We start from the raw sequence: 21,078 nt of genomic DNA on the forward strand, positions 1-21,078 counted from the left end.
CTGGAGGAGGATAGCACAAACCGGTTCCGAAGGGCGCGGCTTATTGGCCCGCGGCGCCCTTCAGCAGTTTAGGACTGACGAATTGCACGAGTTGTCCATCGCGGAAGGCAACGTCGTTCCAGTCCTCGATGGGAAAGTCGATCACCACGATGCTGCCGGTCGGCAGGTTGTCGGCGACGGCTTTCCTGCCTGTGGCATCGCCGCCGCCAATCAGGCTGAGTGCCATTTCATGCAGGCCGGGATTGTGGCCGACCAGCATCAGCTGCTCTGGATCTTCCACGGCGGCGCCGCGGATCACCGCCAGCAATTCGGAGAGGCCGGCGCCATAGAGTTCATCAAGGCTGGCGACTGTTGGTTTCGCCGCCGGCATCGCCGCGGCCACGAGGCTCCAGGTCTGCTGCGCGCGTACCGCCGTGGAGACGCAGACCAGGTCGGGCAGGGGCGGATTTCTGCTGAGCCAGGCGCCCATGAGAGCCGCATCCAGCCGGCCGCGGTCATCCAGCCTGCGATCGAAATCCTTGCCGCTCGGCGCGTCCGTTTCAGTCTTGGCGTGACGCAGCAGCAGTAAACGGCGCATGGCGCGATCTCGATTCGGCAAGAGGTAGTAGCGAGGCGGGCGGCGCGGTCGCGCCAGACGTCAGGTCTGCGGATTAATGGACATGAACCGTGAGGACAAGGTGACAAGCGCCCCACCTGTCCGTAAGAAAACGTCATGACCGCCCCTTCCGCAAGCGTGACATTTGGACCTGAGGTCGCCGATGCCGACCGCGCGCGGCTGACCTTCAGCCTCGATGTCGATGTCTGCGTGGTCGGGGCCGGGCTCGCCGGGCTCAGCATTGCGCTGGAAGCGGCACGTCTGGGTGCAAGCGTCGCGGTGCTCGAAGGGCGTCATGTCGGCTGGAACGCGTCCGGCAACCAGTTGGGAACCGTGATGCCGGGCTTTGGCCTGCCGCTCGCCGATCTGATTGCGCGTGTTGGCCTGGAGGACGCTCGTGAGTTGTGGGCGCTGTCGAAGCAGGGCGCAGAGTATGTCCGGACCCAGGCATCAGACGACCTGATCCCCGGTCTCGGCCTGTCCGAGGGTGCGCTGGAAGTCTCCAATGTCGATGTCGGCGATCGCCTGATCGCACGCCTGCAGATGCTCGGCGAAGATTTCGATACTGAAGTGGACGGCTGGCAGATCGACCGCGTTCGCGAAGTGCTGAAAACCAGACGCTACTTTCACGGCGTGCATTATCCGAAGGCGTTCCAGATCGATGGCCGCAAATATCTGTTGGGGCTCGCAGCGCTCGCGAAACAGGCCGGTGTGCGGATCTTCGAGGACACGCCGGTGGTCAGCATCGATGCCGGCGGCATCCGCAAACGCATCGTAACGCCGTCGGCGCGGATGCGTGCCACACACATCGTGCTGGCCGGCAATATCCATCTCGGTGCGCCTGCGCAAAAACTGTCGGACACTTTGCTGCCGGTGTGGCGCTATGCCGGCATCACCGAACCGCTCGGTGAGCGTCTCGCCGAGGCGGTGACGTTTCAGGGCTCGGTGAGTGATAGCGACGGCGTCGACCATTTCCGTATTGTCGATGGTGATCGGCTGATGTGGTCGAGCCCGGAAACGACATGGGCCGGGCAGCCGGAGCGCTATGCCGGCGCCATCGCGCGCCGCATCCGCACCGTATTTCCAGCGCTGGGCAAGGTTGCCATGGCCGAGACCTTCGGCGGCGCGCTCGGCCAGACCGTCCATGGCATGCCGCAGATCGGGCAACTCCGTCAGGGATTGTGGGTCGCCAGCGGCTTCAGTCATCGGGGCCTGAACACGACGGCCATGGCCGGGCAACTGATCGCCCGTGGCATGTATGCCTATGACGATCGCTTCAAGCTGTTCGCGCCGTTCGAACTGGTCTGGGCTGGTGGCACGACCGGGCGGGCCGTCGGCTACGCGGTCGGGCTATGGGAGCGGCAGGGCTCGGCGCTGGCCGGCACGCTGGCGCGGTATCGCGAACGGGCCCGGGCGCGGGAGCGGATCCGCGAGGCCCGGCTGGCCGAGGCCAATCTGCGCGCGGGAACGCGGGGCCCGCGGCCGGGCTAGGCCGATCCACCCGGTTTGGGCGCGCAACAAAACGTGAGTAATATTTCGGAACCGGCGTGTAACTTCCGGCTCGTCCGCCCGTATTTCAAGCGAACGAGATGATTGTCTCGATTGTCAGGGAGACCAACCATGATCGACCGCCGCTTTCTGTTGACGACCGCTGCTGGCCTGGGAGGATTGCTGTCGCTGAAATGGCTGACGGCGTCGCCGGCGCGGGCTGCCTCGGACGAGAAGTTCGAAGTCATGAAGACCGATGAGGAATGGCGCAAACAGCTGACGCCGCAGCAATACGAGATCCTGCGCAAGGAAGGCACCGAGCGGCCGTTTTCGAGCCCGCTGAACAAGGAAAAGCGCAAGGGCACCTTCGCCTGCGCCGGTTGCGACAATCCGCTGTTCTCGTCGGAGACCAAGTTCGATAGTGGCACCGGCTGGCCGAGTTTCTGGCAGCCGTTGCAGAATGCCGTGGGTGAACGCAAGGATTCGACGCTCGGCATGGTCCGCACCGAGATCCATTGCCGTCGCTGCGGTGGCCATCTCGGTCACGTCTTCGATGACGGCCCGAAGCCGACCGGCCTGCGCTACTGCATGGACGGCTTCGCGATGATCTTCAAACCGGCCGCGCCGTCGGCGACCTGAGCTGAGCGGTTACGCAGAGCCCGGCGAAATCAGGCGCCGATCCGGCAAATATTTCCCCGCTAGGCAATTGTGCCCCGGTCCATGGACCGGGGTTCTTTGTTTAGTGCGTTGAATTCGTTGAATTTATCCCCTTGGCACGGGGCTTGCGACATCTTCTCCGACAGCGGCTGTGAATTTGGCACCGTCCGGCGGGCCGCCCGGATCGAAGTTGGAGACGATGTAATGGGTATCTTCGGCGCTCTCACCACGTCCGTTGCGGGCCTGCGGGCGAACTCCTATGCGCTGGAAAACATTTCCGGCAACATCGCGAACTCGCAAACCACCGCCTTCAAGCGGATCGATACCAGCTTCCTCGACCTCATTCCCGATGCCGGCACATCCGCACAGGTGGCCGGCAGCGTGACGGCGCAATCGCGCAGCACCAACACCATCGCGGGTTCGGTGCAGTCGTCTTCGGTCGCGACTTACATGGCGATCAATGGCGACGGCTTCTTTGCGGTGCAGAAGCCGGGCAACGTCTCCGACAGCACGCCGGTGTTTGACGGCGTCAACAAATACACCCGTCGCGGCGACTTCTCGCTCGACAAGAACGGCTATCTCGTCAACGGCGCCGGCTACTATCTTCAGGGCGTCAAGATTGATCCCACGACCGGCAACCCGGCCGGCAGCTCGCCGGAAGTGCTGCGCTTCCAGAATGACTTCCTGCCGTCGCAGGCTACCACCAAGATCGACTACCGCGCCAACCTCGCCAGCTATCCGCTGACCACCAAGCATCAGACGTCGGTGCCCGGTTCCGAATTGCTGCGATCGGCCGACTTCGTATCAAACCCGCGCGTGTTGGGCACTGCGGCAACGCCCTTCGGGAATACTGCTGTTCCCGGAAACGCGCGCAACAATTTCGCGACGACGCCGGCGCCGATCTCGGCGAATACCAAACTTGCGCCCGTGTCCGGCAGTGATACGCTGCCGGTCGGCTTCGCAAACGGCGATACGCTCGTGCTGAAGACCACCAGCGCCGGCGTCACCACAACCAAGACGCTTTCGTTCTACACGGGTGCCGTTGCTCCCGCGGCCGTGCCGGGCACGACCTTCATCCCTATCGATACGGCCGATGTCGGCGACGTGCTCACCGCCATCGATGCCGCGACCGGCAACACCTCGCCGCTATCGAGCGTGTCCGCCACCGGCGTGATCACGTTGAACTCCGGTACGGCAAACGATTTTACGCTGGCCGCAGGTTCGACGACCACGGCGGTTGCCGCATTCCAGGCCCTGGGCTTCACCGGCACTGTCACCGGCCTTCGTTCGGGCGGCGGCACGGCAGGCACCGGCATCGTGATCGGCAGTGACGCTCAGACCTTTCTCGATGAATCGATCAGCGGTGGCGCCAAGACGGTCTATGATGGCAACGGTGCACCGGTCAGCCTGCAATTCAGGTGGGCGAAGGTCGAGTCCGCCACGCAGGGCGGAACGGATACCTGGAACCTGTTCTACCAGACCGACCCCGCGGCCACGGGCGCGACCGCTGCCTGGCAGAATGTCGGCACCGACTTCAAGTTCGGACCGAACGGCCAGATGCAGCCGGTCGTCGGTCAGATCACGCTGACCGGCCTGACCGTCTCGGGCAAGGCACTCGGCAACGTGACCATGGCGTTCGGCACCGGTGGCCTGACCCAGTTCGCCGACACCAACGGCAACGTTCAGGTCAATCAGCTCGAGCAGGACGGCTATGCTGCGGGTCAGCTGCAGAGCGTATCGGTCAGCAACGAAGGACGTGTGGTCGGCAGCTACTCCAACGGCCGCAACATCGATCTTGCTGAAGTTAGTATCGCCACCTTCAACGGCGCCAACTTCCTCAAGCGCATCGACGGCGGCGCGTTCGAGACCACCAACGAATCCGGCGAGGCACTGTACGGCAAGGGTGGCAGTATTTCCGGCTCGTCGCTGGAGTCGTCGAACACCGACATCGCTGACGAATTCACCAAGCTCATCGTCACCCAGCAGGCCTATTCGGCCAATACCAAGGTGATCACGACCGCCAATACCATGGTTCAGGATCTGCTGAACGTGATGCGTTAATCGCAAGGCCGCATCCGCGGCCTTCTTCCCGCGTGAACCTTGAGAGCGACAGTTAGTTATGAGTCTGAACGACGCACTCTCCATCGCCATGTCCGGCCTGCGCGCCAATCAGGCCGCGATGTCGCTGGTTTCCTCGAATGTGGCCAATGCGGAAACGCCTGGCTACATTCGCAAGTCGACGGATCAGGTCGCAGTCAATTCCGGTAACGGCAGTAGCGTCCGCACCGTTGGCGTCAATCGCGAACTCGATCAGTATATCCAGGCGCAGCTCCGCACCGAAACGTCGGGCGCGGGCTATGCCTCGCTCCGTTCGAGCTTCCTGCAGCAGATGCAGAGTCTCTATGGCGATCCTGGTTCAGTCGGCTCGCTCGAGTATTCCTTCAATGCCCTGACGACAGCAGTGCAGGCGCTGTCCACGAGCGCGGACAGTCAGTCGGCACGGATCGGCGTGCTCAACGCCGCGCAAACACTCGCGCAACAATTGAATTCGATGACGCAGGGCATTCAGAGCCTGCGCAGCGCGGCGGAAAGCGGCATCAAGGATTCGGTGACGACCGCCAACACTCTGATGAAGCAGATTGCCAAGATCAACAATCAGTTGACGGCCAATCCGCAAGGCGGAACATCGACAGATTCCAACACCGCCGCGCTGCTCGATCAGCGCGATCAGTATGTCACGCAGCTGTCGCAGCTGATGGATATTCGCGTCACCACCAATGGCGCCAATCAGGTCACCATCTTCACCGGTTCCGGTGTGCAGCTGGTGGGCAACGAAGCGGCGACGCTGGCGTTCAATGCCCAGGGTACGGTGTCGGCGGGCACGACGTGGAGCGCGGATCCCAGCAAGAGCAATCTCGGCTCGGTGGTGATCGAATTTCCGAACGGCGGATCAATCGACCTGACCGCTGCCGGTGCTATCAAATCGGGCACAATCGCCGCATATACCGAACTTCGCGACAAGACGCTTGTCGAGGCGCAGAACCAGCTCGATCAGTTCGCAGCGTCGATCTCGAGCGCGCTCTCGGACAAGACGACAGCTGGAAGCGTCTTTCCGGTGCCGACGGTGCCGCCGACGGCGCTGCCGGCAGGAACGCCGACCGGCTTTACGCTCGATGTGTCGCAGATGAAGCCGGGCAATGTCATTCACTTCACGTATACGGATACGGCGACCAACACGCAGCGCGAAATTTCGTTCATGCGGGTCGATGATCCCAGCGTGCTGCCACTGCCGAATACGGCAACGACCAATCCGAATGATACCGTCATCGGCCTTGATTTTTCTTCGGGCTTCGGCTCGGTTCTGAATCAGTTGAACGCGGCGCTTGGCGGCCAGGCCACGTTCTCCGGCACGGCTGGCGCGCTCACCGTCGTCAATAATCCCGCATTCGCCAACATCAATGCGGCGTCGGTGACAGTCACGCAAGGTCCAACCGACCTGAGCAACGGCAGCCCGGAGCTGGCGCTGTTCACCGACAATGGCGCCGCCTATAGCGGTGGCATCAGCAAGAACGGTTCGCAGATGGCCGGTCTCGCCGGCCGGCTGACGATCAACAATGCGATCGTCGCCGACCCCTCCAAGCTGGTGGTTTATAGCGCGTCGACGGCCGCGGGCGACACGACGCGGTCGGCCCTCCTGCTCAACCAGTTGAACAATGCCAGTTTCACTTATTCGCCCGCGACGGGAACGGGCAGCGATACGGCACCGTTCAAGGGGACGCTGTCGAGCTATATGCGCCAGTTCGTCGGGCAACAGGGCGCTGCGGCGGATTCCGCCAAGCAACTCGCGGATGGCCAGAACGTCGTTCTCAACACACTCGACAAGAAGATGGCAGACGCGTCCGGCGTGAATATGGATGACGAGATGGCGCATCTGCTGTCGTTGCAGAACGCCTATTCGGCCAATGCGCGCGTGATGTCGACGGTCAACGAATTGTACAAAACCCTGATGCAGGCATTCTGAGGTAATCATGACGATCAGCGGTGTCGGCTCACGCACGTCCTATATCGGATCCGGAATCACCAATCTGCGCGATCAGCTCGACGCGCTGACGCAGCAGCTGTCGAGCGGCAAGATCTCCAACACCTATGCAGGGCAGGGCAGCGGTCGCAGTCTCGCGATCGCGCTGCGCGCACAGATCAGCAATGTTGCGGCCTATGCCGATACTGCCGTCAATCTGAACACGCGCATCGGCGTGGCAAATCTGTCGCTGCAGCGGCTGGTGGCGATCGGATCCGATGTGAAAGGCGCCGCGGTCAGCGCTGGCGGCAATTTCGACAATACCGGTCAGACGCCAGGGCAGAAGACGGCTTCGCTCGGCTTCTTCGATTCCGTCGATATGCTGAATGCGCGGTCGGGCGACCGCTACCTGTTCTCCGGCCGCGCCACCGATACGGCGCCGGTCGCTCCCGCCGACCAGATCATGAATGGTAATGGCGCGCTCGTCGCCGGCCTCAAGCAGGTGATCGCCGAGCGCAAGACGGCCGATCTCGGTGTCAACGCAAACGGGCGCGTTGGCAGCGCAGTCGGAACCCCGGTGACCTCGGTGGTGATTTCCGAAGAAGACGCGACGCCAGCCCCGCCGCTGGAAGCTCAGCCCTTCGGTATGAAGGTCACTGGCGTGTCTACCACGATCGCCGGTGCCACCGTCACCCAGCCGGTCGATCTGCCAGCGACCATCCCGCCTGCGCTGCCGGCGACGCCCGTGGCGAAATCGATGTCGGTCGATCTCGGGGCGACCAACCCGAATGTCGGCGATCAGGTCAAGTTCACTTTCACGATGCCGGATGGCACGAAGGAAGACATCGTCCTGACCGCATCGGATCAGACACCGCTGCCGGCCAATTCGTTCCTGATCGATCCCGGTCAGCCGAACGCCATTCCGCCGGTGGCGCCGTCATCGACGGTCACCGCAGCTAATCTCAATGCCGTGCTCGGCACTGCCATGAAGGATCTCGCCAACGGGCCGATGGTGGCGGCATCTGCGATCGAGGCTGGCGACAATTTCTTCGATCAGCCGCCGCTGCGCGTCGGCTCCACGCCGCTCGGCTCAGCGACCACGCTCGTTGCCGGCACGGCCGACAATACCGTGATCTGGTATCAGGGCGAGCAGAACACGGCCGCCAACGGCTCGGCCCGCGGATCGGCGGTCTCCCAGGTCGATACATCGATCAAGGTGCAATATGGCGCGCGTGCCGATGAGCAGGCCCTGCGCGCGCAACTGCAGACCGTCGCGGTGTTCGCGGCCGTGGCCGTCGATCCGGCACAACTCAGCAATGCGACTTATGCAAAGAGCGCCAATGCGCAGATCGCGGCGCTGAACCAGCGCGTGGCGCAGAACCTGGCGGCTGTCCCCGGCCAGCAGACGATCCAGGACATTCAGGCTGACTTCGCCGGCGCGCAGGCGTCGATCAAGTCGACCACGGATCGTCAGGTCCAGACCAAGGCGATGGCCCAGACGATGCTCGACTCCATCGAGGGCATAAATGACGACGAGGTCGCGACCAAAATTCTGGCGCTGCAGACCGCTTTGCAGGCCTCGTATCAGACAACGTCTAATCTTTATCAGATGAGCTTGGTTAAGTTTCTTTAACGGGTTGCTTCGTGTTTACAACTTCGCCGCGTTTTGGCTACCTCGCCAAAGTCCGGGAAGCCAACCTCCCTGCGACATAAAAAGCACTGATAACAAATGACAAAGCCCGACTTGTACGAGTCGGGCTTTGTCATTTTCAGGACGGGTGTAGGTAATTAAATACACGCATAAGGAGCATCGAATCCGCGCAGTTCCCTTTACGCAATTTTAGAACCTCAGCGTCATCTTCCCGATACCGACCAAGAAGGTCGTTCGTTGTGTCTACCAGGAAGGTAACCAAACATGTCCGGCATTACACTCTCGGCTTCCGTTCGTCAGAACCTGCTCTCGCTGCAGTCGACCGCGGATCTTCTCTCCACCACCCAGAACCGCCTCGCGACCGGCAATAAGGTCAACTCGGCGCTCGACAATCCCACCAACTTCTTCACCGCGCAGGGCCTTAACAACCGCGCTGGCGACATCAACAACCTGCTCGATGGTATCGGCAACGGCGTGCAGATCCTGCAGGCTGCCAACACCGGCATCACCTCGCTGCAGAAGCTCGTTGACTCCGCCAAGTCGATTGCCAACCAGGCGCTGCAGGCGACCTCGGGCTATTCGACCAAGTCGCAGTTCTCCTCGACGATCGCTGGCGCCACGGCTACCAACCTGCTCGGCACGCCGGACACTGAAGCAACGCTGACCGGTACGGCTGTCACGGGTCTCGTCACTGGCGGTGCCTTGAACGCTGCAGCTGGCGGCAGCTTCGTTGCCGGCGATACACTCAGCGTCAATGGCAAGACGATCACCTTTGCAACGGGCGCTGGCGGCGGTACCGCTGCTTCCGTCACCGATGCAAACACCGGCAATGTCACCATCAACCTGCTTTCCGGCGCGGGTGCCGGCACTGCGACTACGGAAGCAACGCTGAAGGCGGCCGTCGAAGGTATCCTCGGCACGGGTTCGTCGTTCGCGATTGCCTCCAACCAGGTCACGCTCACCGCAGCGACCGGCGACATGTCGAGCATCGTGCTCGGCGGTTCTGCAGTGTCGAAGCTTGGTCTGACCGCTAGCACCACCGAAGCCACCAGCACGATGGCTGGCCAGACGCTGACCATCGGTGCGATCGACGGCAGCCCGGCGCAGACGATCAGCTTCGGCAAGTCGGCTGGTCAGGTCAACACGCTCGACGACCTGAACAAGAAGCTGGCCACCAGCAACCTGCAGGCCTCGATCGACAAGGACGGTAAGCTGACCGTTCAGACCACCAACGACGAAGCATCTTTCGACCTGACGAAGGGTTCGATCTTCGGTGGCACGGCGACCGGCGCAGGCAAGCTGCTCGGCGTGCTGAACACCTCTGGTCCGGTGGCTGACGTCAACGCCCAGAACACCCGTGCAGGCCTGGTTGCCCAGTACAACACGGTGATCGACCAGATCAAGACAACTGCGGCTGACGCATCCTTCAACGGCGTCAACCTGCTCAACGGCGACACGCTGGCCCTGACCTTCAACGAAACGGGCAAGTCGAAGCTGAGCATCACGGGCGTCACCTTCGATCCGGCTGGCCTCGGCCTCGAGTCGCTGACCAAGGGCGACGACTTCCTTGACAATGCTGCCACCAACAAGCTGCTGACCGGTTTGAACAACGCCAGCTCGACGCTGCGTTCGCAGGCTTCGGCCTTCGGTTCGAACCTGTCGGTCGTGCAAATGCGTCAGGACTTCTCGAAGCAGATGATCAACGTGCTGCAGACCGGTGCGTCGAGCCTCACGCTCGCCGACACCAACGAGGAAGCCGCCAACAGCCAGGCGCTGTCGACCCGTCAGTCGATCGCCGTCTCCGCGCTGTCGCTGGCCAACCAGTCGCAGCAGGGCGTTCTCCAGCTGCTCCGCTAAACTCAGCGGACTAGTCGAAACAGAAGGCGGCGGGGCAGAAAGCCCCGCCGTTTTTCGTTGTACGATCGTTGCAAATGCCCGGAAAGCTCAAGCTTTCCGGGCATTTGCCGTTTTGGGACAGTTTTACGAAAGCCTTAATCCGCTGTTAACCATATCTTAAATGGTCGTCGGTCATATTCGGCCTGAGTAGGAAGAAGGTAGGCCGAGAATCGGCCGCGTTAATCCGGGCATTGCCGCAAGGCGGACCGAGATTCCTCTTCCAGAAGGGCGTCAAATTCAACCGACAGCATCGCGGCGAGACGGGTCTCGTTAGATGCACCATGCGCTTGTGCGACCTGAAGGTCGACTGCGCGGGGAACAGGAAGGTTTCCATATGTCAGGCATCGTTCTATCGGCTTCGGTTCGCCAGAACCTGCTGTCGTTGCAGTCGACCGCGGACCTCTTGTCCACGACGCAGAACCGTCTTGCGACGGGCAAGAAGGTCAACACTGCCCTCGACAACCCCACGAATTTCTTCACGGCAGCAGGGCTCGACAGCCGCGCCGGCGACATCAACGCCCTGCTCGATGGCATTGGCAACGGCGTGCAGGTGCTGCAGGCAGCCAATACCGGCATCACCTCCTTGCAGAAGCTGGTCGATACCGCGAAATCGATCGCCAACCAGGCGCTGCAAATTCCGGTCGGCTATAACGCCAAGTCGTCGTTCACGACGCCGATCAATCCCGGCGCGACCGCCGACAACCTGTTGGGTACATCCACGAAGACCGACAACACCTATGTCGGCACTGTCGCGAACAACAAGAATGCCGTTGCGATTACCGGCGCCACGCTGCTGTCGGGTCTTGCCGCCACCGACTCGATTGCTACCAGCTTCGCGGCGAACGACACCATCACCGTCAATGGTCAGAGCCTGACCTTCAGAGCTTCGGGCGCTTCAGGTGCCAACGAGATCAACGTCACGGACACTGTCGCTACGCTGCTGAGCAAGATCGATGCGCTGTCTGGCGGCGCCGGCTCTGCAGTCAACACGGCAGCGCCCATCGGCGCGATCACGCTGCACACGGGTGCGGCTTCCGATCTGTCGATCACGAGCTCGAACACCGCCGCGCTCGCTGGGCTCGGCCTGGGTACGTCGGTGACCCAGGCGCGGACCTCAGGTCCGACGGCCCTGGGTGGCCCGCCGGCACTGACGCTGACGATCGCGGCAACCAATCCGTCGAGCACCGCAACGAACATCACCTTCGGTACCGCGAGCGGCCAGGTCTCTACCCTGGCGCAGCTCAACGCCGCGCTGGCGCCGAACAATCTGCAGGCCGTCATCGATCCCGCCGGCTTCATGACCATCACGACATCGAACGATGCTGCGTCGTCAACGATCGGCGCCATCGGCGGTACGGCGGCGGCCGTCGGCAAGCTGTTCAATGGCCTGGTGCCATCGACGCCGGTGCAGGACTTCGCATCGCAGACTTCGCGCGCCAATCTCGTTGCGCAGTACAACAACATCATCGACCAGATCACGACCACGTCGCAGGATGCCTCGTTCAACGGCATCAACCTGCTCGGTGGCGATCAGCTCAAGCTCGTGTTCAACGAGACCGGCAAGTCGACGCTCAACATCGCCGGCACGACCCTGACGCCGGCAGGTTTGGGTCTCAGCAAGCTCGCCAAGGGCGCTGACTTCCTCGACAATACCTCGGCGAACAACACGCTGGCTGCGCTCAACATCTCCAGCTCGGTTCTCCGCGCGCAGGCCTCGGCGCTCGGCTCCAACCTGTCGATCGTGCAGATCCGTCAGGAATTCGCCAAGAACCTGATCAACGTGCTGCAGACCGGTTCGTCGAACCTGACGCTGGCCGACACCAATGAGGAAGCCGCGAACAGCCAGGCACTGTCGACCCGGCAGTCGATCGCAGTGTCCGCGCTGGCGCTGGCCAACCAGTCGCAGCAGAGCGTACTCAAGCTGCTCCAGTAAGTCTGGCGATCGCACCAAGATTACCGAACGGCGGGAGAAATCCCGCCGTTTTTCGTTGATCGCGGGTAGTCAGAGGCGCGTCGCCAGGCATCCTAGCTTTCCCGAGACTGAAGATGCGGCGGCTGAATGCTGGTATTATTCGAATCACAGGCGTATTTTCGGGGTTCCTGGATAGTGCATGCCCGCCCGAAACGTGGCACCAGATACCATTGGCTTTGCATGTGGCCTCACGGCCGCTGCGGGGAAGGAGAGCTGAATGCCTTTGCGAGTCGAACTGAAGCCGGGTGAGCGAATCATCATCGGTCAGAGCGTGATCACCAATTCCGATACGCGCACGGCGTTCCTGATTGATGGCGATGCGCCGATCATGCGCGAGAAGGACATTCTCACGGCGGAGACTGCTACGACGCCGGTCAAACGAGTCTATCTGTGCGTGCAAATGATGTATCTGGAAAACGATATACCAGCCTATCAGGAACTGTATCTCGGCTTCATCAAGGAACTGATCGAAGCGGTTCCGAGTTTTCGCGAGACGATTGAGGACGTCAGTAAGCTTATTTTAAGCGGCGCGCTTTACAAAGCACTCAAGGAATTACGTCCGCTGATCAAGCGGGAAGAAGAGTTTTTGAGGTAGCGAATGTCGATCGGTGCTCAAGCCTACGCGCGTACTGCACAGACCACGGCGACACCGAGAGACATCGAAGCCCAAGCCCTCCTGAAAGCAGCGCGCAAGCTTCAGGACGTTGTTGAAAATTGGGACCATACCGATGCAGGTCTCGACGACGCTCTTCTGTTCAATCGCAAGCTCTGGTCCATCTTCGTCGGCGATGCCATGAATGATCAGAATCCGGAATCGATCGAGATTCGGCAGAATATCGCCAATATCGGCATTTTTGTTCTGACGCAGTGCACCGCGCTTCAGCAGGTCCGCCAGGTTGAACATTTGCAAGCGCTCATCGATATCAACCGCAATATTGCGGCGGGACTGTCCGGTCGCCCGTGAGCGTGTCGACACTGTAACTTTAGCTTAATGGTTGGCGCGGCCTAATGGCGCCTGACAGGCGCGGCGATTCGAAGCCGCGTGCGACGAGGCACGATGGCAGACGCACTCAGCATTCTTGCAACGGCTTACAAGACGACCACGCCGGTCACGGCAGGCAAGTACGTGGCGGTTGATGTCGACGCCTACAAAGGCAGTTGGCAGGGCACCTACGCTAATGGGAAGAAGTTCGAGGTCGCGATTTCGCAGGTCGAAGGCTTCCGCGCCCAGGTGAAGTATCAGAGCGAAGGAACGGTGAAGTATCAGCAGGTTCTGATCAAGGACAATTCGTTCCGGGTCGGCGACACTAAGTTCCAGATGACGGCCAACAACAAGGCGACGATCAAGAACGTCGTGACCGATGCCGCCACCGGCAGCACCTATCTCGATACGGCCTTTGCAACGCGCAACGTCTGATCAGCGATTAGATCCTGCGGTCCGTCTCCATACGCCGATTCTGCAGCTTTGCGTCCTGGTTGAGCGTGTCCATGGCGCGCAGATAGGCGCGGGAACGCAGTCGCGATTCCTCGGGATACTGGTCGATCACCTGGTTGGACTTCTTGTCCACAGATACGAAGACGATCTCGCCTGCGCCCTTGTCGATGATGACTTCCTTGGAGATGCGTTCGCTGTCCATCTGCTGGTAGTTCGCCGCAGAAATGTTCGGCTGCAGTACACGGGGCGCTGCTGACACGGTCTTGTCGGGAGGCAGCTGAGTAGGCACGGCTTCGCGCACCGCTTCTGGTGCGGGTCGTATCACCGGCGTGGCAACCGGTGCCCCCACCGGTTTGATATTGAAGTCGGCACCCATGGCAGCCCTCCTGGCTCCATTCGATAAATCCCGACCCGTTCCCAAACGACATTATGCACCGGACGGCTGAATCCGGTGCTTACTTGCGCGCTGTAATTTAAGTCAAAAGATAGCAATGCCGCGGCGCATCAAACGGGCCAGCAGTCGCATGACCAATTATACGATCAAAGTGACCGGCTGACGACGATGGGCGTCATGTTGACCCGGCCCGGCTGAGCTTGCCGACCGGCCGCCGTATATGTCTGCGGGATATTACGCTTCTGAACCTCGGCATTGACGCCGCGGACAATGCCTTCCGACACCGCATGCGCGGTGGCGAGCACGGTCAGATTGACCTGCAGCATCGCACGGAACACGTCATGGTGCTTGCGCAAAGCCGAGAGCAGGTCGGGCGTCGTCTGCGCGAGATATGTCTGGCTAATCTTGAGCAGCGAGATCATCGCAATGTAACGACGCGAAATGTCTGCCTTCGGAGCTTCGAGCTTGATGGCCTCGCGGATATGGCCGTTGCGGACCAGCGTGGTCTCCTGTTCGATGACGGCGAGCAGCTCGTTCATCACCTTCATGAGTTCGTCGGCGAGCTGACGGGCTTCCATCAGCGTCGCGACCGAACGCGGTGCGGCGATCGGGGCGGCTTGCTGGCGTTGCGCATTGTTCATGGCGGTGTCCTCTGCGATCAGCTGGCGCGATTGGCTTGCTGGATGATGAGCGAACGAAAGACTTCGTTGGAGATGCCGACGCCGCCGGCCTTGGCGAAGGACTTCGAATATTCGTCTGTCAGCATCGAGCGCCATGCGCCGGTGCCGGTGGTGTCGCCGAACGGGCCTTCGCCCTTGATGCCCGATGTCATCTGCGAGAACATCGTGTTGATGAACATCGCCTCGAAGTCTTCGGACTGCTTGCGCGTCTTGGCCTGAGCTTGCGGCGATACTTTCTGCAGCGCATCGATCAGGTTCTGATCGGGGCGGCCGTTGATGGTCGGGTGCTTGGCCTGATAGGCGGCGACGGCGGTGTTGACGTTCATCACATCACCTCGATGTCGGCCTGGATGGCGCCTGCGGCCTTGATGGCCTGCAGGATGCCGATCAGATCGCGCGGGCCGATGCCGAGTCCGTTGAGGCCGTCGACGAGCTGCTGCAGCGAAACGCCGTCCTTCACCAAAGCGAATTTCTTGCCGTCCTCGGTGACGCCAACTCGCGTGCTTGGCGTGACGACAGTGCGGCCGTTGGAGAATGCGTTGGGCTGGCTGACATTGGCACTCTCCGAAATGGTCACGGTGAGATTGCCTTGCGCCACGGCGACGGTGGCGACGCGGACGTCGCGGCCCATCACGATGATGCCGGAGCGTTCGTCGATGATGATCTTCGCGGCCAGATCTGGTTCGACCTGCAACTGTTCGATTTCGGTGAGCAGCGCGACGACGTTGCCCTTGAACTCCGGCGGGATCGACAGCTGCACGGTGGAGGGATCGATCGGTTCGGCGGTCTTGGATCCCAGGAAGTCGTTGACGGCGGCGGCAATGCGCTTGGCCGTGGTGAAGTCGGGGTTGCGCAAAGCGAGGCGCACATTGGGCAGGCGGTTCAGCGCGAATTCGATCTCGCGCTCGATAATGGCGCCATTGGCGATGCGGCCAACGGTCGGCACGCCGCGGGTGATGCTGGCGGCGGCGCCTTCAGCAGCAAAACCGTTGATGGCGAGGGAGCCCTGGGCGACGGCGTAGACATTGCCGTCAGCGCCGAGCAGGGGGGTGACCAGCAGGGTGCCGCCGGTCAGGTTCTTGGCATCGCCGAGCGCCGAGACGGTGACGTCCACCCGGGTGCCCTGGGTGCCGAAAGCGGGCAGGTTGCCGGTGACCATGACCGCGGCGACATTGCCGGTACGGATGGTTTGGCCGCGGATATTGACGCCCATGCGTTCAAGCATGGCCTGCAGCGACTGCTTGGTGAAAGGAATGTTGTTGAGGGTGTCGCCGGTACCGTTGAGGCCGACAACGAGGCCGTAGCCGATCAGCTGGTTCTGCCGGACGCCTTCGATATTGGCGAGATCCTTGATCCGCGACGTCGCATGTGCCGACACCGCCTGCATGAGCAGCACGAGCAGCACCGCACAGGCCGTCTGACAGAATCGGATCGAAGGTAGGCTCGGCATCCTCTGCTCCCCGCTGAGGTCTTCACTGGACCGCTCATCACTCCCATGACGACGATCCGACATTAACTATGCGAGCGCCATGCCAGCCAATTTTATTCGCATAAGCTATTGATATATAATGAGAATGGTAAAAGCGGTCAGCTAGATGAGCGGCCCGCGCCCCGGCGAAAGTGCCGCCTGCGGCAGATTTTGCCGGGCCGTTTACGATTGATTAACCATAAAAGACGACCTTTCCGGTTGGAGGTCCGTTTACGCTCGCGATGGTACTGAGCGAACGGCAAGCCGCCGTGGGCCGGGATTGGCCATCACCCTCGCTGGACACGCCGATGCGCATTTACGGACCGAACGGCACTACATTCGGAGCCCCGTCGTCAGGAGCGAAGAAAACCGGTTCGACCGGGTTTTCGTTGCCTGATGCGACACCGACCTCCGAGACCAAACCGACCGTAGCGCCTCGGGCGGCCAACAGCATCGATGCGCTTCTGGCCATGCAGAGCGTCGAAGATCCCATGGAGCGTCGCAAGCGCTCGGTGAAGCGCGGCCGCGGCGCGCTCGATGTCCTCGATGAACTCAAGATCGGCCTGCTCACGGGCTCGATCAATCCGGCCATGGTGGCGCGGCTGCGCAGCGCGGCGGCCAACCTCAAGGAATCATCCGGCGAGCCCGGTCTGGACGCCGTGCTCTCCGAGATCGAGCTCCGGGTCGAAGTCGAACTGGCCAAGGCTGGCCAGGTCTGATCCTTCCGGAGCGGCCCAAGTCCGGCTGGAGCCGCACAAAGTACCGCCTAGCCCTTCACACAGCCCTTTGACCAAAGACCGGGCTGAGAGGGGGCCACGTGCTGCAGCAGCACGGTTCCGGCCCTGAAACCCGGCGGTGGATGGCGGTTCTGGAGGTATCCTGACGTTATTGTCTGTCACATGACCTAGCTATATAAGCTGCGGCGCGGCCGGTCATTTCCGGCGCCTTGCACGCATAGATGGATTGGCCTTGGACAAGTTGAAAAGCTATCGCCCCTCCGAAAAAGAGCCTTTCATGAACGACCGGCAGCGCGACTATTTCCGCGCGAAATTGCTGGCCTGGAAGGAAGAAATCCTCCGTGAATCGAAACTCACCCTGCAGGCTTTGCAGGAGGAGAACGTCAATCACCCCGACCTCGCCGACCGTGCGTCGTCGGAAACTGACCGCGCCATCGAACTGCGGGCGCGCGACCGGCAGCGCAAGCTGATCTCCAAGATCGACGCCGCGCTGCTGCGCATCGAGGATAATACCTACGGCTATTGCGAGGAGACCGGCGAGCCGATCTCGCTCAAGCGGCTTGAAGCCCGCCCGATCGCAACACTCTCCGTGGAAGCTCAGGAGCGCCACGAGAAACGCGAAAAGGTCTATCGCGACGAATAGTCTTTCAGATACCAAACGGCCGCCCATCGGGCGGCCGTTTTTCATTTCGGTGTTCCGGTTGGCAACCACGCATGCTGTGCAGTGCAGGGATCTGCGATGACTGCACTGCAGCACGGCGACATTCTTAAACACGGGAATATGAACGTCATCATTCGCCGATAGGACGTAGGCTGGATCCAGAAAAAAAACGGGAGGATGAACAATGGCTGCGCCTGCCTCTTATGATCCCGATACGATCGCGCTGATGCGGAATGTTCTTCAGAAGGTCGTCGCAAAGGTGCCGGAGCAGCACCGCACCTCCTGCAATCAGGCCGCGATCGCCTCGCGCATCCTGGCGACTGCGGCGCAGGGCCGGCGTTCCGAAGATGTCCTGACGACGGAGGCTCTGGCCGAGGTGAAGGAGATCTTCACCGGGCCCGCGGGGATGCGTCGGCTTCATGAAGACCTGACCAGGGTCTTCGGCTGAACTCCAGGATCGAGGAATTGCAGTGGCGCGAGCGTCGGTTCGCGCCAGCAACGCTGCGCACCGTTGCCAAGCAGGATGGTGGTCGCTACCCGTTAGTCATATTTCGGCATGAGCCGTGTGACGAGCGAAGGGACCGCCGATGGAAAAGTATCTCGCGATCGCCGAAATCCTGGCTTACGTCCGCCATAACCGCACGCCGCTCACCGTGTTGCCGCCAGACGCGGTCCCGCATGACGAGGCCGATGGCTATCGCGTGCAGGACGCGCTTCACAATTTGCTGTCGCCCGATTTTGGCTTGCAGGTCGGTTACAAGATCGGCTGCACAAGCGCGGTGATGCAGCAATATCTCGGTATTTCGCATCCTTGCGCCGGCGGACTCTATATGAGCGGTGTTCATGCCGCCGGAACGTCGCTGCGCTACAACGATTATGTACATGTCGGCGTGGAGTGTGAAATTGCGGTCCAGCTTGCGAGCGATCTGATGCCGTCGGGCGAGCCGTTCACGGCTGATGATGTCGCAACAGCGATCGATGCCTACCATCCGGCCATCGAGATCGTCGATGATCGTTATGCGGACTGGCGCAGTATGGATGCGCCGACACTCATCGCAGATGATTTCTTTGCGGCGGGATGTGTTCTGGGTGCGCCTGTTGCTCGTGGCAACGCGCCTGACCTTCTCTCGGTGATTGGACGTGCCGTCGTCAACGGCACGGAAGTGGGGCGCGGCAATGGCGCCGATGTTCTTGGTCATCCACATCATGCACTGGCTTGGCTTGCCAACCATCTTGCGGCCCGAGACAAGATATTGCGCGCCGGAGACTTCGTACTGACGGGCAGTCTCGTGCAGACGGCGTGGCTCAATGCCGGAGACCACGTCCGAATGGAATTGCTTGGCCTCGGCAGCGTCGAGGTGGATTTCAAGAGCTGACGTTCAGCGCTTCGCCTGTCCGCGTTTGGAGTCTGTCCAGAACGACGACGGCCTTCCGCCAGGGGAGCTGACGGAAGGCCGCGCGTGAACATCTCATCGCGTGGGAGCACGATGAGATGTGGGAGCTCTCTGCGGGTTAGAAGGGCAGCAGCACGTCCATCACCTGCTGGCCGTAGCGAGGTTGCTGGACATCCGAGATCTGGCCGCGGCCGCCATAGGCGATGCGGGCCTGCGCGATCTTGGCGCTGTCGATGGTGTTGTCGCTCTGAATGTCTTCCGGGCGCACGATGCCGGCGACGATTAGTTCGCGGATTTCGTAGTTGACGCGGATTTCCTGCTTGCCCTCAACCACGAGGTTGCCGTTCGGCAGCAATTGCGTGACCACTGCGGCGACGCTGGTCTGCAACGCTTCCTGCCGTGCGACCGATCCCTTGCCGTCGCTCGACGACGATCCATCAGCCGTCAGCAGACGGCCGGGCAGCACCGAGGCGGCCGAACCTGTCAGCAGTTTGCTGCCTGCAAAGTCGGTGATCCCCGAGTTTTCCGTATTGGTGCGGCTGCGCTGGGTCTCGTTGGCGATATTGGCCTTGTCGGTGAAGTTCACGGTGACCGTCAGAATGTCGCCGATCTGGCGTGCGCGCTGATCCTTGAAGAACGCGCGCGATCCGCTGCGCCACAGGGAGTTGGCGTTGTAGGACGCGACCTCCGGCTTCGGCATCGGCATCTGCACCGGCTTGTAGCCTGGCTGTGTCGTGGGATTCTCAATCGCCGTGAGCGCCGGTTTCTCGCCGATGGAGGCGAGGCGGTCGATCGACGAACAGCCGCTGGCAGCAAGGCCGACCGCCAGAAGTGCAGCACCGGTAACTAAGGGACGATTGAACTGGAACATCAACTTTACTCAGCTTTTCGAGAAACAGGTACGTGGTCGTTGGCAGCAAGCGCGACGGGAGAGGTGGCAGCGGGAGAGTTGGCCAAGGGAGGTCTGGCCTGGGAGATTTTCTCGGACGGGAGAGACTCGCGGGTTGGGGCAGGCGTTGGTGCGGACGTTTCGACTTGTGCGGGGAGACGTGGCGACGGAGCGGAGACGGCGACCTGGCCGCGACCGACCACGACGCCGGAGACGGTGCGCTTGGACTGCAGGTTGATGACGTTGACCACGTCGCCTTCAGTGCCACCTTCGATGGCCTTGCCGCGGAGCGTGAGATAAAGCCCAGCGGTTTCGTAGATCAGCGTCACCGCCTGATCGCGGGTGACCAGATCTGGCTTGGCGAGGTCGGCATTGCGGATTGCCTGACCGGCGCGCAATTGGCGGCGGCTCTGCATGCCCACGGCGCGGTCGCGCGTTACGCCATCGTTGCCGACTTCGGCTTTCGGGCGGCGCTCGACGACGACGTCAGAGGACTTCAGCACCTCGTTGCGTTCGACGCCGCGGACCAGCACCGCCGCCTCCACCGTCTCAACGGCACTGCCGGTGAAGCGCAGCTTGGTGGCAGACACGTTGGAGTCGTTGCCGATCGCAAAGGTGACGTCGAAACGGCCGCTGCGCGCGTCGAAACGGACCGCGACGGGCTGCAGCGCGCCGGTATTGCTGGCGTCAAGCTGCAGGCCCTGGACTTCGCGATCGAATGTCAGGCTCAGATTGGCGGCGGCACCAAGGCCGTGGCGGTTCTCCAGCGCCTGCGCGACCTGATTCTCGATATCCTTGCTCTCGATGCTGCGCGACAGCCGTGTCACGGTAATGGACTTGAGCTCGCGCGTATCGACGCCAATCACCTGGTGCTGCCGCAACACCGCGATGACCTGCGCGGTCGACAGCGTGCCGACGGTCCCGAGATCGGGCGCCCGATAGATTGCGATCTGCGCGGTGGGGCCGGCATTGTCGATGACATCGCCAATCCGCACCACGTCGCTGGACACCGTGACGTTGGCGCGCAGCGTTGGCGATGCGATGACCTCGTCGCGCTGCGCCTGGCCGAGCGCAGCGGTGGCCGCTGCAGCGAGCAGGGCGGTGGCGAGGAGAAGCGAACGCATGGCTGATGTCATGATCATT

The 21,078-nt window shown here is 61.7% G+C and carries 21 protein-coding genes; 14 read left to right on the forward strand and 7 right to left on the reverse strand.

What is annotated here, in order from left to right; all coding sequences use genetic code 11:
* Nucleotides 1–40 precede the first annotated feature (40 nt).
* Entirely contained in the window at nt 41–577 is a 537-nt protein-coding gene (locus tag AB8A38_RS28080; protein ID WP_439088146.1) for a SixA phosphatase family protein, read from the reverse strand.
* A gap of 135 nt (nt 578–712) precedes the next feature.
* Between AB8A38_RS28080 and AB8A38_RS28085 the strand changes: the two genes are divergently transcribed.
* From AB8A38_RS28085 to AB8A38_RS28130, 10 genes are all read left to right on the forward strand, one after another.
* Nucleotides 713–2,086 carry an NAD(P)/FAD-dependent oxidoreductase gene (locus AB8A38_RS28085; RefSeq protein WP_439088147.1) on the forward strand — a complete coding sequence of 458 codons (1,374 nt, stop codon included), beginning with the start codon at nt 713–715 and terminating at the stop codon, nt 2,084–2,086.
* A gap of 129 nt (nt 2,087–2,215) precedes the next feature.
* Nucleotides 2,216–2,722, forward strand: a complete 507-nt coding sequence (gene msrB / locus AB8A38_RS28090) for a peptide-methionine (R)-S-oxide reductase MsrB (protein ID WP_315843075.1) — start codon at nt 2,216–2,218, stop codon at nt 2,720–2,722.
* Between the two features lie 222 nt (nt 2,723–2,944).
* Complete coding sequence (locus tag AB8A38_RS28095) at nt 2,945–4,801, forward strand: flagellar hook-basal body complex protein (RefSeq protein WP_309948188.1); 1,857 nt, start codon at nt 2,945–2,947, stop codon at nt 4,799–4,801.
* A 58-nt stretch (nt 4,802–4,859) separates the two neighbouring features.
* Nucleotides 4,860–6,761 carry a flagellar hook-associated protein FlgK gene (flgK, locus tag AB8A38_RS28100; RefSeq protein ID WP_439088150.1) on the forward strand — a complete coding sequence of 634 codons (1,902 nt, stop codon included), beginning with the start codon at nt 4,860–4,862 and terminating at the stop codon, nt 6,759–6,761.
* A gap of 7 nt (nt 6,762–6,768) precedes the next feature.
* Nucleotides 6,769–8,391, forward strand: a complete 1,623-nt coding sequence (locus AB8A38_RS28105) for a flagellar biosynthesis protein FlgL (protein ID WP_439088151.1) — start codon at nt 6,769–6,771, stop codon at nt 8,389–8,391.
* A gap of 282 nt (nt 8,392–8,673) precedes the next feature.
* Nucleotides 8,674–10,266, forward strand: a complete 1,593-nt coding sequence (locus AB8A38_RS28110; RefSeq protein WP_439088153.1) for a flagellin N-terminal helical domain-containing protein — start codon at nt 8,674–8,676, stop codon at nt 10,264–10,266.
* A 373-nt stretch (nt 10,267–10,639) separates the two neighbouring features.
* Nucleotides 10,640–12,238 (forward strand): flagellin N-terminal helical domain-containing protein, encoded by a 1,599-nt coding sequence (locus tag AB8A38_RS28115; protein WP_439088154.1) that lies wholly within the window; start codon nt 10,640–10,642, stop codon nt 12,236–12,238.
* 256 nt (nt 12,239–12,494) lie between these two features.
* Nucleotides 12,495–12,872 carry a flagellar biosynthesis repressor FlbT gene (flbT, locus tag AB8A38_RS28120; RefSeq protein WP_089265190.1) on the forward strand — a complete coding sequence of 126 codons (378 nt, stop codon included), beginning with the start codon at nt 12,495–12,497 and terminating at the stop codon, nt 12,870–12,872.
* Nucleotides 12,873–12,875: 3 nt separating this feature from the next.
* Nucleotides 12,876–13,241 carry a flagellar biosynthesis regulator FlaF gene (gene flaF, locus AB8A38_RS28125; RefSeq protein ID WP_068735623.1) on the forward strand — a complete coding sequence of 122 codons (366 nt, stop codon included), beginning with the start codon at nt 12,876–12,878 and terminating at the stop codon, nt 13,239–13,241.
* Between the two features lie 93 nt (nt 13,242–13,334).
* On the forward strand, nt 13,335–13,694 hold the full coding sequence (locus tag AB8A38_RS28130; protein ID WP_439088155.1) for a hypothetical protein: 360 nt from the start codon (nt 13,335–13,337) through the stop codon (nt 13,692–13,694).
* Nucleotides 13,695–13,701: 7 nt separating this feature from the next.
* Here the strand turns inward: AB8A38_RS28130 and AB8A38_RS28135 are convergent, their stop codons facing one another.
* From AB8A38_RS28135 to AB8A38_RS28150, 4 genes are all read right to left on the reverse strand, one after another.
* Nucleotides 13,702–14,088, reverse strand: coding sequence for a hypothetical protein (locus AB8A38_RS28135; protein WP_175366561.1), 387 nt, complete (start codon nt 14,086–14,088; stop codon nt 13,702–13,704).
* A gap of 164 nt (nt 14,089–14,252) precedes the next feature.
* The gene (locus tag AB8A38_RS28140) at nt 14,253–14,747 is read right to left on the reverse strand and encodes a hypothetical protein (RefSeq protein ID WP_175366560.1); all 495 of its coding nucleotides are present in this window, start codon (nt 14,745–14,747) and stop codon (nt 14,253–14,255) included.
* A gap of 17 nt (nt 14,748–14,764) precedes the next feature.
* Entirely contained in the window at nt 14,765–15,112 is a 348-nt protein-coding gene (gene flgJ, locus AB8A38_RS28145) for a flagellar assembly peptidoglycan hydrolase FlgJ (protein WP_089265185.1), read from the reverse strand.
* Nucleotides 15,112–16,236, reverse strand: a complete 1,125-nt coding sequence (locus tag AB8A38_RS28150; protein WP_439088156.1) for a flagellar basal body P-ring protein FlgI — start codon at nt 16,234–16,236, stop codon at nt 15,112–15,114. Before AB8A38_RS28150 ends, flgJ begins: the two co-directional genes overlap by 1 nt.
* A 326-nt stretch (nt 16,237–16,562) precedes the next feature.
* On the opposite strand from AB8A38_RS28150, the gene AB8A38_RS28155 reads away from it, so the two are divergent.
* The 4 genes from AB8A38_RS28155 (at nt 16,563) to AB8A38_RS28170 (ending at nt 19,028) form a co-directional block, all read left to right on the forward strand.
* Nucleotides 16,563–16,973 (forward strand): flagellar assembly protein FliX, encoded by a 411-nt coding sequence (locus AB8A38_RS28155; RefSeq protein ID WP_439088157.1) that lies wholly within the window; start codon nt 16,563–16,565, stop codon nt 16,971–16,973.
* 250 nt (nt 16,974–17,223) lie between these two features.
* Complete coding sequence (gene dksA, locus AB8A38_RS28160; protein WP_068735634.1) at nt 17,224–17,634, forward strand: RNA polymerase-binding protein DksA; 411 nt, start codon at nt 17,224–17,226, stop codon at nt 17,632–17,634.
* Between the two features lie 202 nt (nt 17,635–17,836).
* Nucleotides 17,837–18,100: a hypothetical protein gene (locus AB8A38_RS28165; RefSeq protein ID WP_089265183.1), complete on the forward strand. Its 264-nt coding sequence runs from the start codon at nt 17,837–17,839 to the stop codon at nt 18,098–18,100.
* Between the two features lie 139 nt (nt 18,101–18,239).
* On the forward strand, nt 18,240–19,028 hold the full coding sequence (locus tag AB8A38_RS28170; RefSeq protein WP_439088159.1) for a 2-keto-4-pentenoate hydratase: 789 nt from the start codon (nt 18,240–18,242) through the stop codon (nt 19,026–19,028).
* A gap of 136 nt (nt 19,029–19,164) precedes the next feature.
* Here the strand turns inward: AB8A38_RS28170 and flgH are convergent, their stop codons facing one another.
* Both flgH and flgA read right to left on the reverse strand, forming a co-directional pair.
* The gene (gene flgH / locus AB8A38_RS28175) at nt 19,165–19,917 is read right to left on the reverse strand and encodes a flagellar basal body L-ring protein FlgH (protein WP_439088160.1); all 753 of its coding nucleotides are present in this window, start codon (nt 19,915–19,917) and stop codon (nt 19,165–19,167) included.
* 5 nt (nt 19,918–19,922) lie between these two features.
* Entirely contained in the window at nt 19,923–21,077 is a 1,155-nt protein-coding gene (gene flgA / locus AB8A38_RS28180; protein WP_439088161.1) for a flagellar basal body P-ring formation chaperone FlgA, read from the reverse strand.
* Nucleotide 21,078: the final 1 nt, after the last annotated feature.

The sequence above is a fragment of the Tardiphaga sp. 839_C3_N1_4 genome (assembly GCF_051811045.1).
Taxonomy (GTDB): Bacteria; Pseudomonadota; Alphaproteobacteria; order Rhizobiales; family Xanthobacteraceae; genus Tardiphaga.

What these genes read in the sequence shown, in the direction of transcription:
- AB8A38_RS28080 (WP_439088146.1), bottom strand. Translation starts at nt 577, where the DNA reads ATGCGCCGTTTACTGCTGCTGCGTCACGCCAAGACTGAAACGGACGCG.
- AB8A38_RS28085 (WP_439088147.1), top strand. Translation starts at nt 713, where the DNA reads ATGACCGCCCCTTCCGCAAGCGTGACATTTGGACCTGAGGTCGCCGAT.
- msrB (WP_315843075.1), top strand. Translation starts at nt 2,216, where the DNA reads ATGATCGACCGCCGCTTTCTGTTGACGACCGCTGCTGGCCTGGGAGGA.
- AB8A38_RS28095 (WP_309948188.1), top strand. Translation starts at nt 2,945, where the DNA reads ATGGGTATCTTCGGCGCTCTCACCACGTCCGTTGCGGGCCTGCGGGCG.
- flgK (WP_439088150.1), top strand. Translation starts at nt 4,860, where the DNA reads ATGAGTCTGAACGACGCACTCTCCATCGCCATGTCCGGCCTGCGCGCC.
- AB8A38_RS28105 (WP_439088151.1), top strand. Translation starts at nt 6,769, where the DNA reads ATGACGATCAGCGGTGTCGGCTCACGCACGTCCTATATCGGATCCGGA.
- AB8A38_RS28110 (WP_439088153.1), top strand. Translation starts at nt 8,674, where the DNA reads ATGTCCGGCATTACACTCTCGGCTTCCGTTCGTCAGAACCTGCTCTCG.
- AB8A38_RS28115 (WP_439088154.1), top strand. Translation starts at nt 10,640, where the DNA reads ATGTCAGGCATCGTTCTATCGGCTTCGGTTCGCCAGAACCTGCTGTCG.
- flbT (WP_089265190.1), top strand. Translation starts at nt 12,495, where the DNA reads ATGCCTTTGCGAGTCGAACTGAAGCCGGGTGAGCGAATCATCATCGGT.
- flaF (WP_068735623.1), top strand. Translation starts at nt 12,876, where the DNA reads ATGTCGATCGGTGCTCAAGCCTACGCGCGTACTGCACAGACCACGGCG.
- AB8A38_RS28130 (WP_439088155.1), top strand. Translation starts at nt 13,335, where the DNA reads ATGGCAGACGCACTCAGCATTCTTGCAACGGCTTACAAGACGACCACG.
- AB8A38_RS28135 (WP_175366561.1), bottom strand. Translation starts at nt 14,088, where the DNA reads ATGGGTGCCGACTTCAATATCAAACCGGTGGGGGCACCGGTTGCCACG.
- AB8A38_RS28140 (WP_175366560.1), bottom strand. Translation starts at nt 14,747, where the DNA reads ATGAACAATGCGCAACGCCAGCAAGCCGCCCCGATCGCCGCACCGCGT.
- flgJ (WP_089265185.1), bottom strand. Translation starts at nt 15,112, where the DNA reads ATGAACGTCAACACCGCCGTCGCCGCCTATCAGGCCAAGCACCCGACC.
- AB8A38_RS28150 (WP_439088156.1), bottom strand. Translation starts at nt 16,236, where the DNA reads ATGCCGAGCCTACCTTCGATCCGATTCTGTCAGACGGCCTGTGCGGTG.
- AB8A38_RS28155 (WP_439088157.1), top strand. Translation starts at nt 16,563, where the DNA reads ATGCGCATTTACGGACCGAACGGCACTACATTCGGAGCCCCGTCGTCA.
- AB8A38_RS28165 (WP_089265183.1), top strand. Translation starts at nt 17,837, where the DNA reads ATGGCTGCGCCTGCCTCTTATGATCCCGATACGATCGCGCTGATGCGG.
- AB8A38_RS28170 (WP_439088159.1), top strand. Translation starts at nt 18,240, where the DNA reads ATGGAAAAGTATCTCGCGATCGCCGAAATCCTGGCTTACGTCCGCCAT.
- flgH (WP_439088160.1), bottom strand. Translation starts at nt 19,917, where the DNA reads ATGTTCCAGTTCAATCGTCCCTTAGTTACCGGTGCTGCACTTCTGGCG.
- flgA (WP_439088161.1), bottom strand. Translation starts at nt 21,077, where the DNA reads ATGATCATGACATCAGCCATGCGTTCGCTTCTCCTCGCCACCGCCCTG.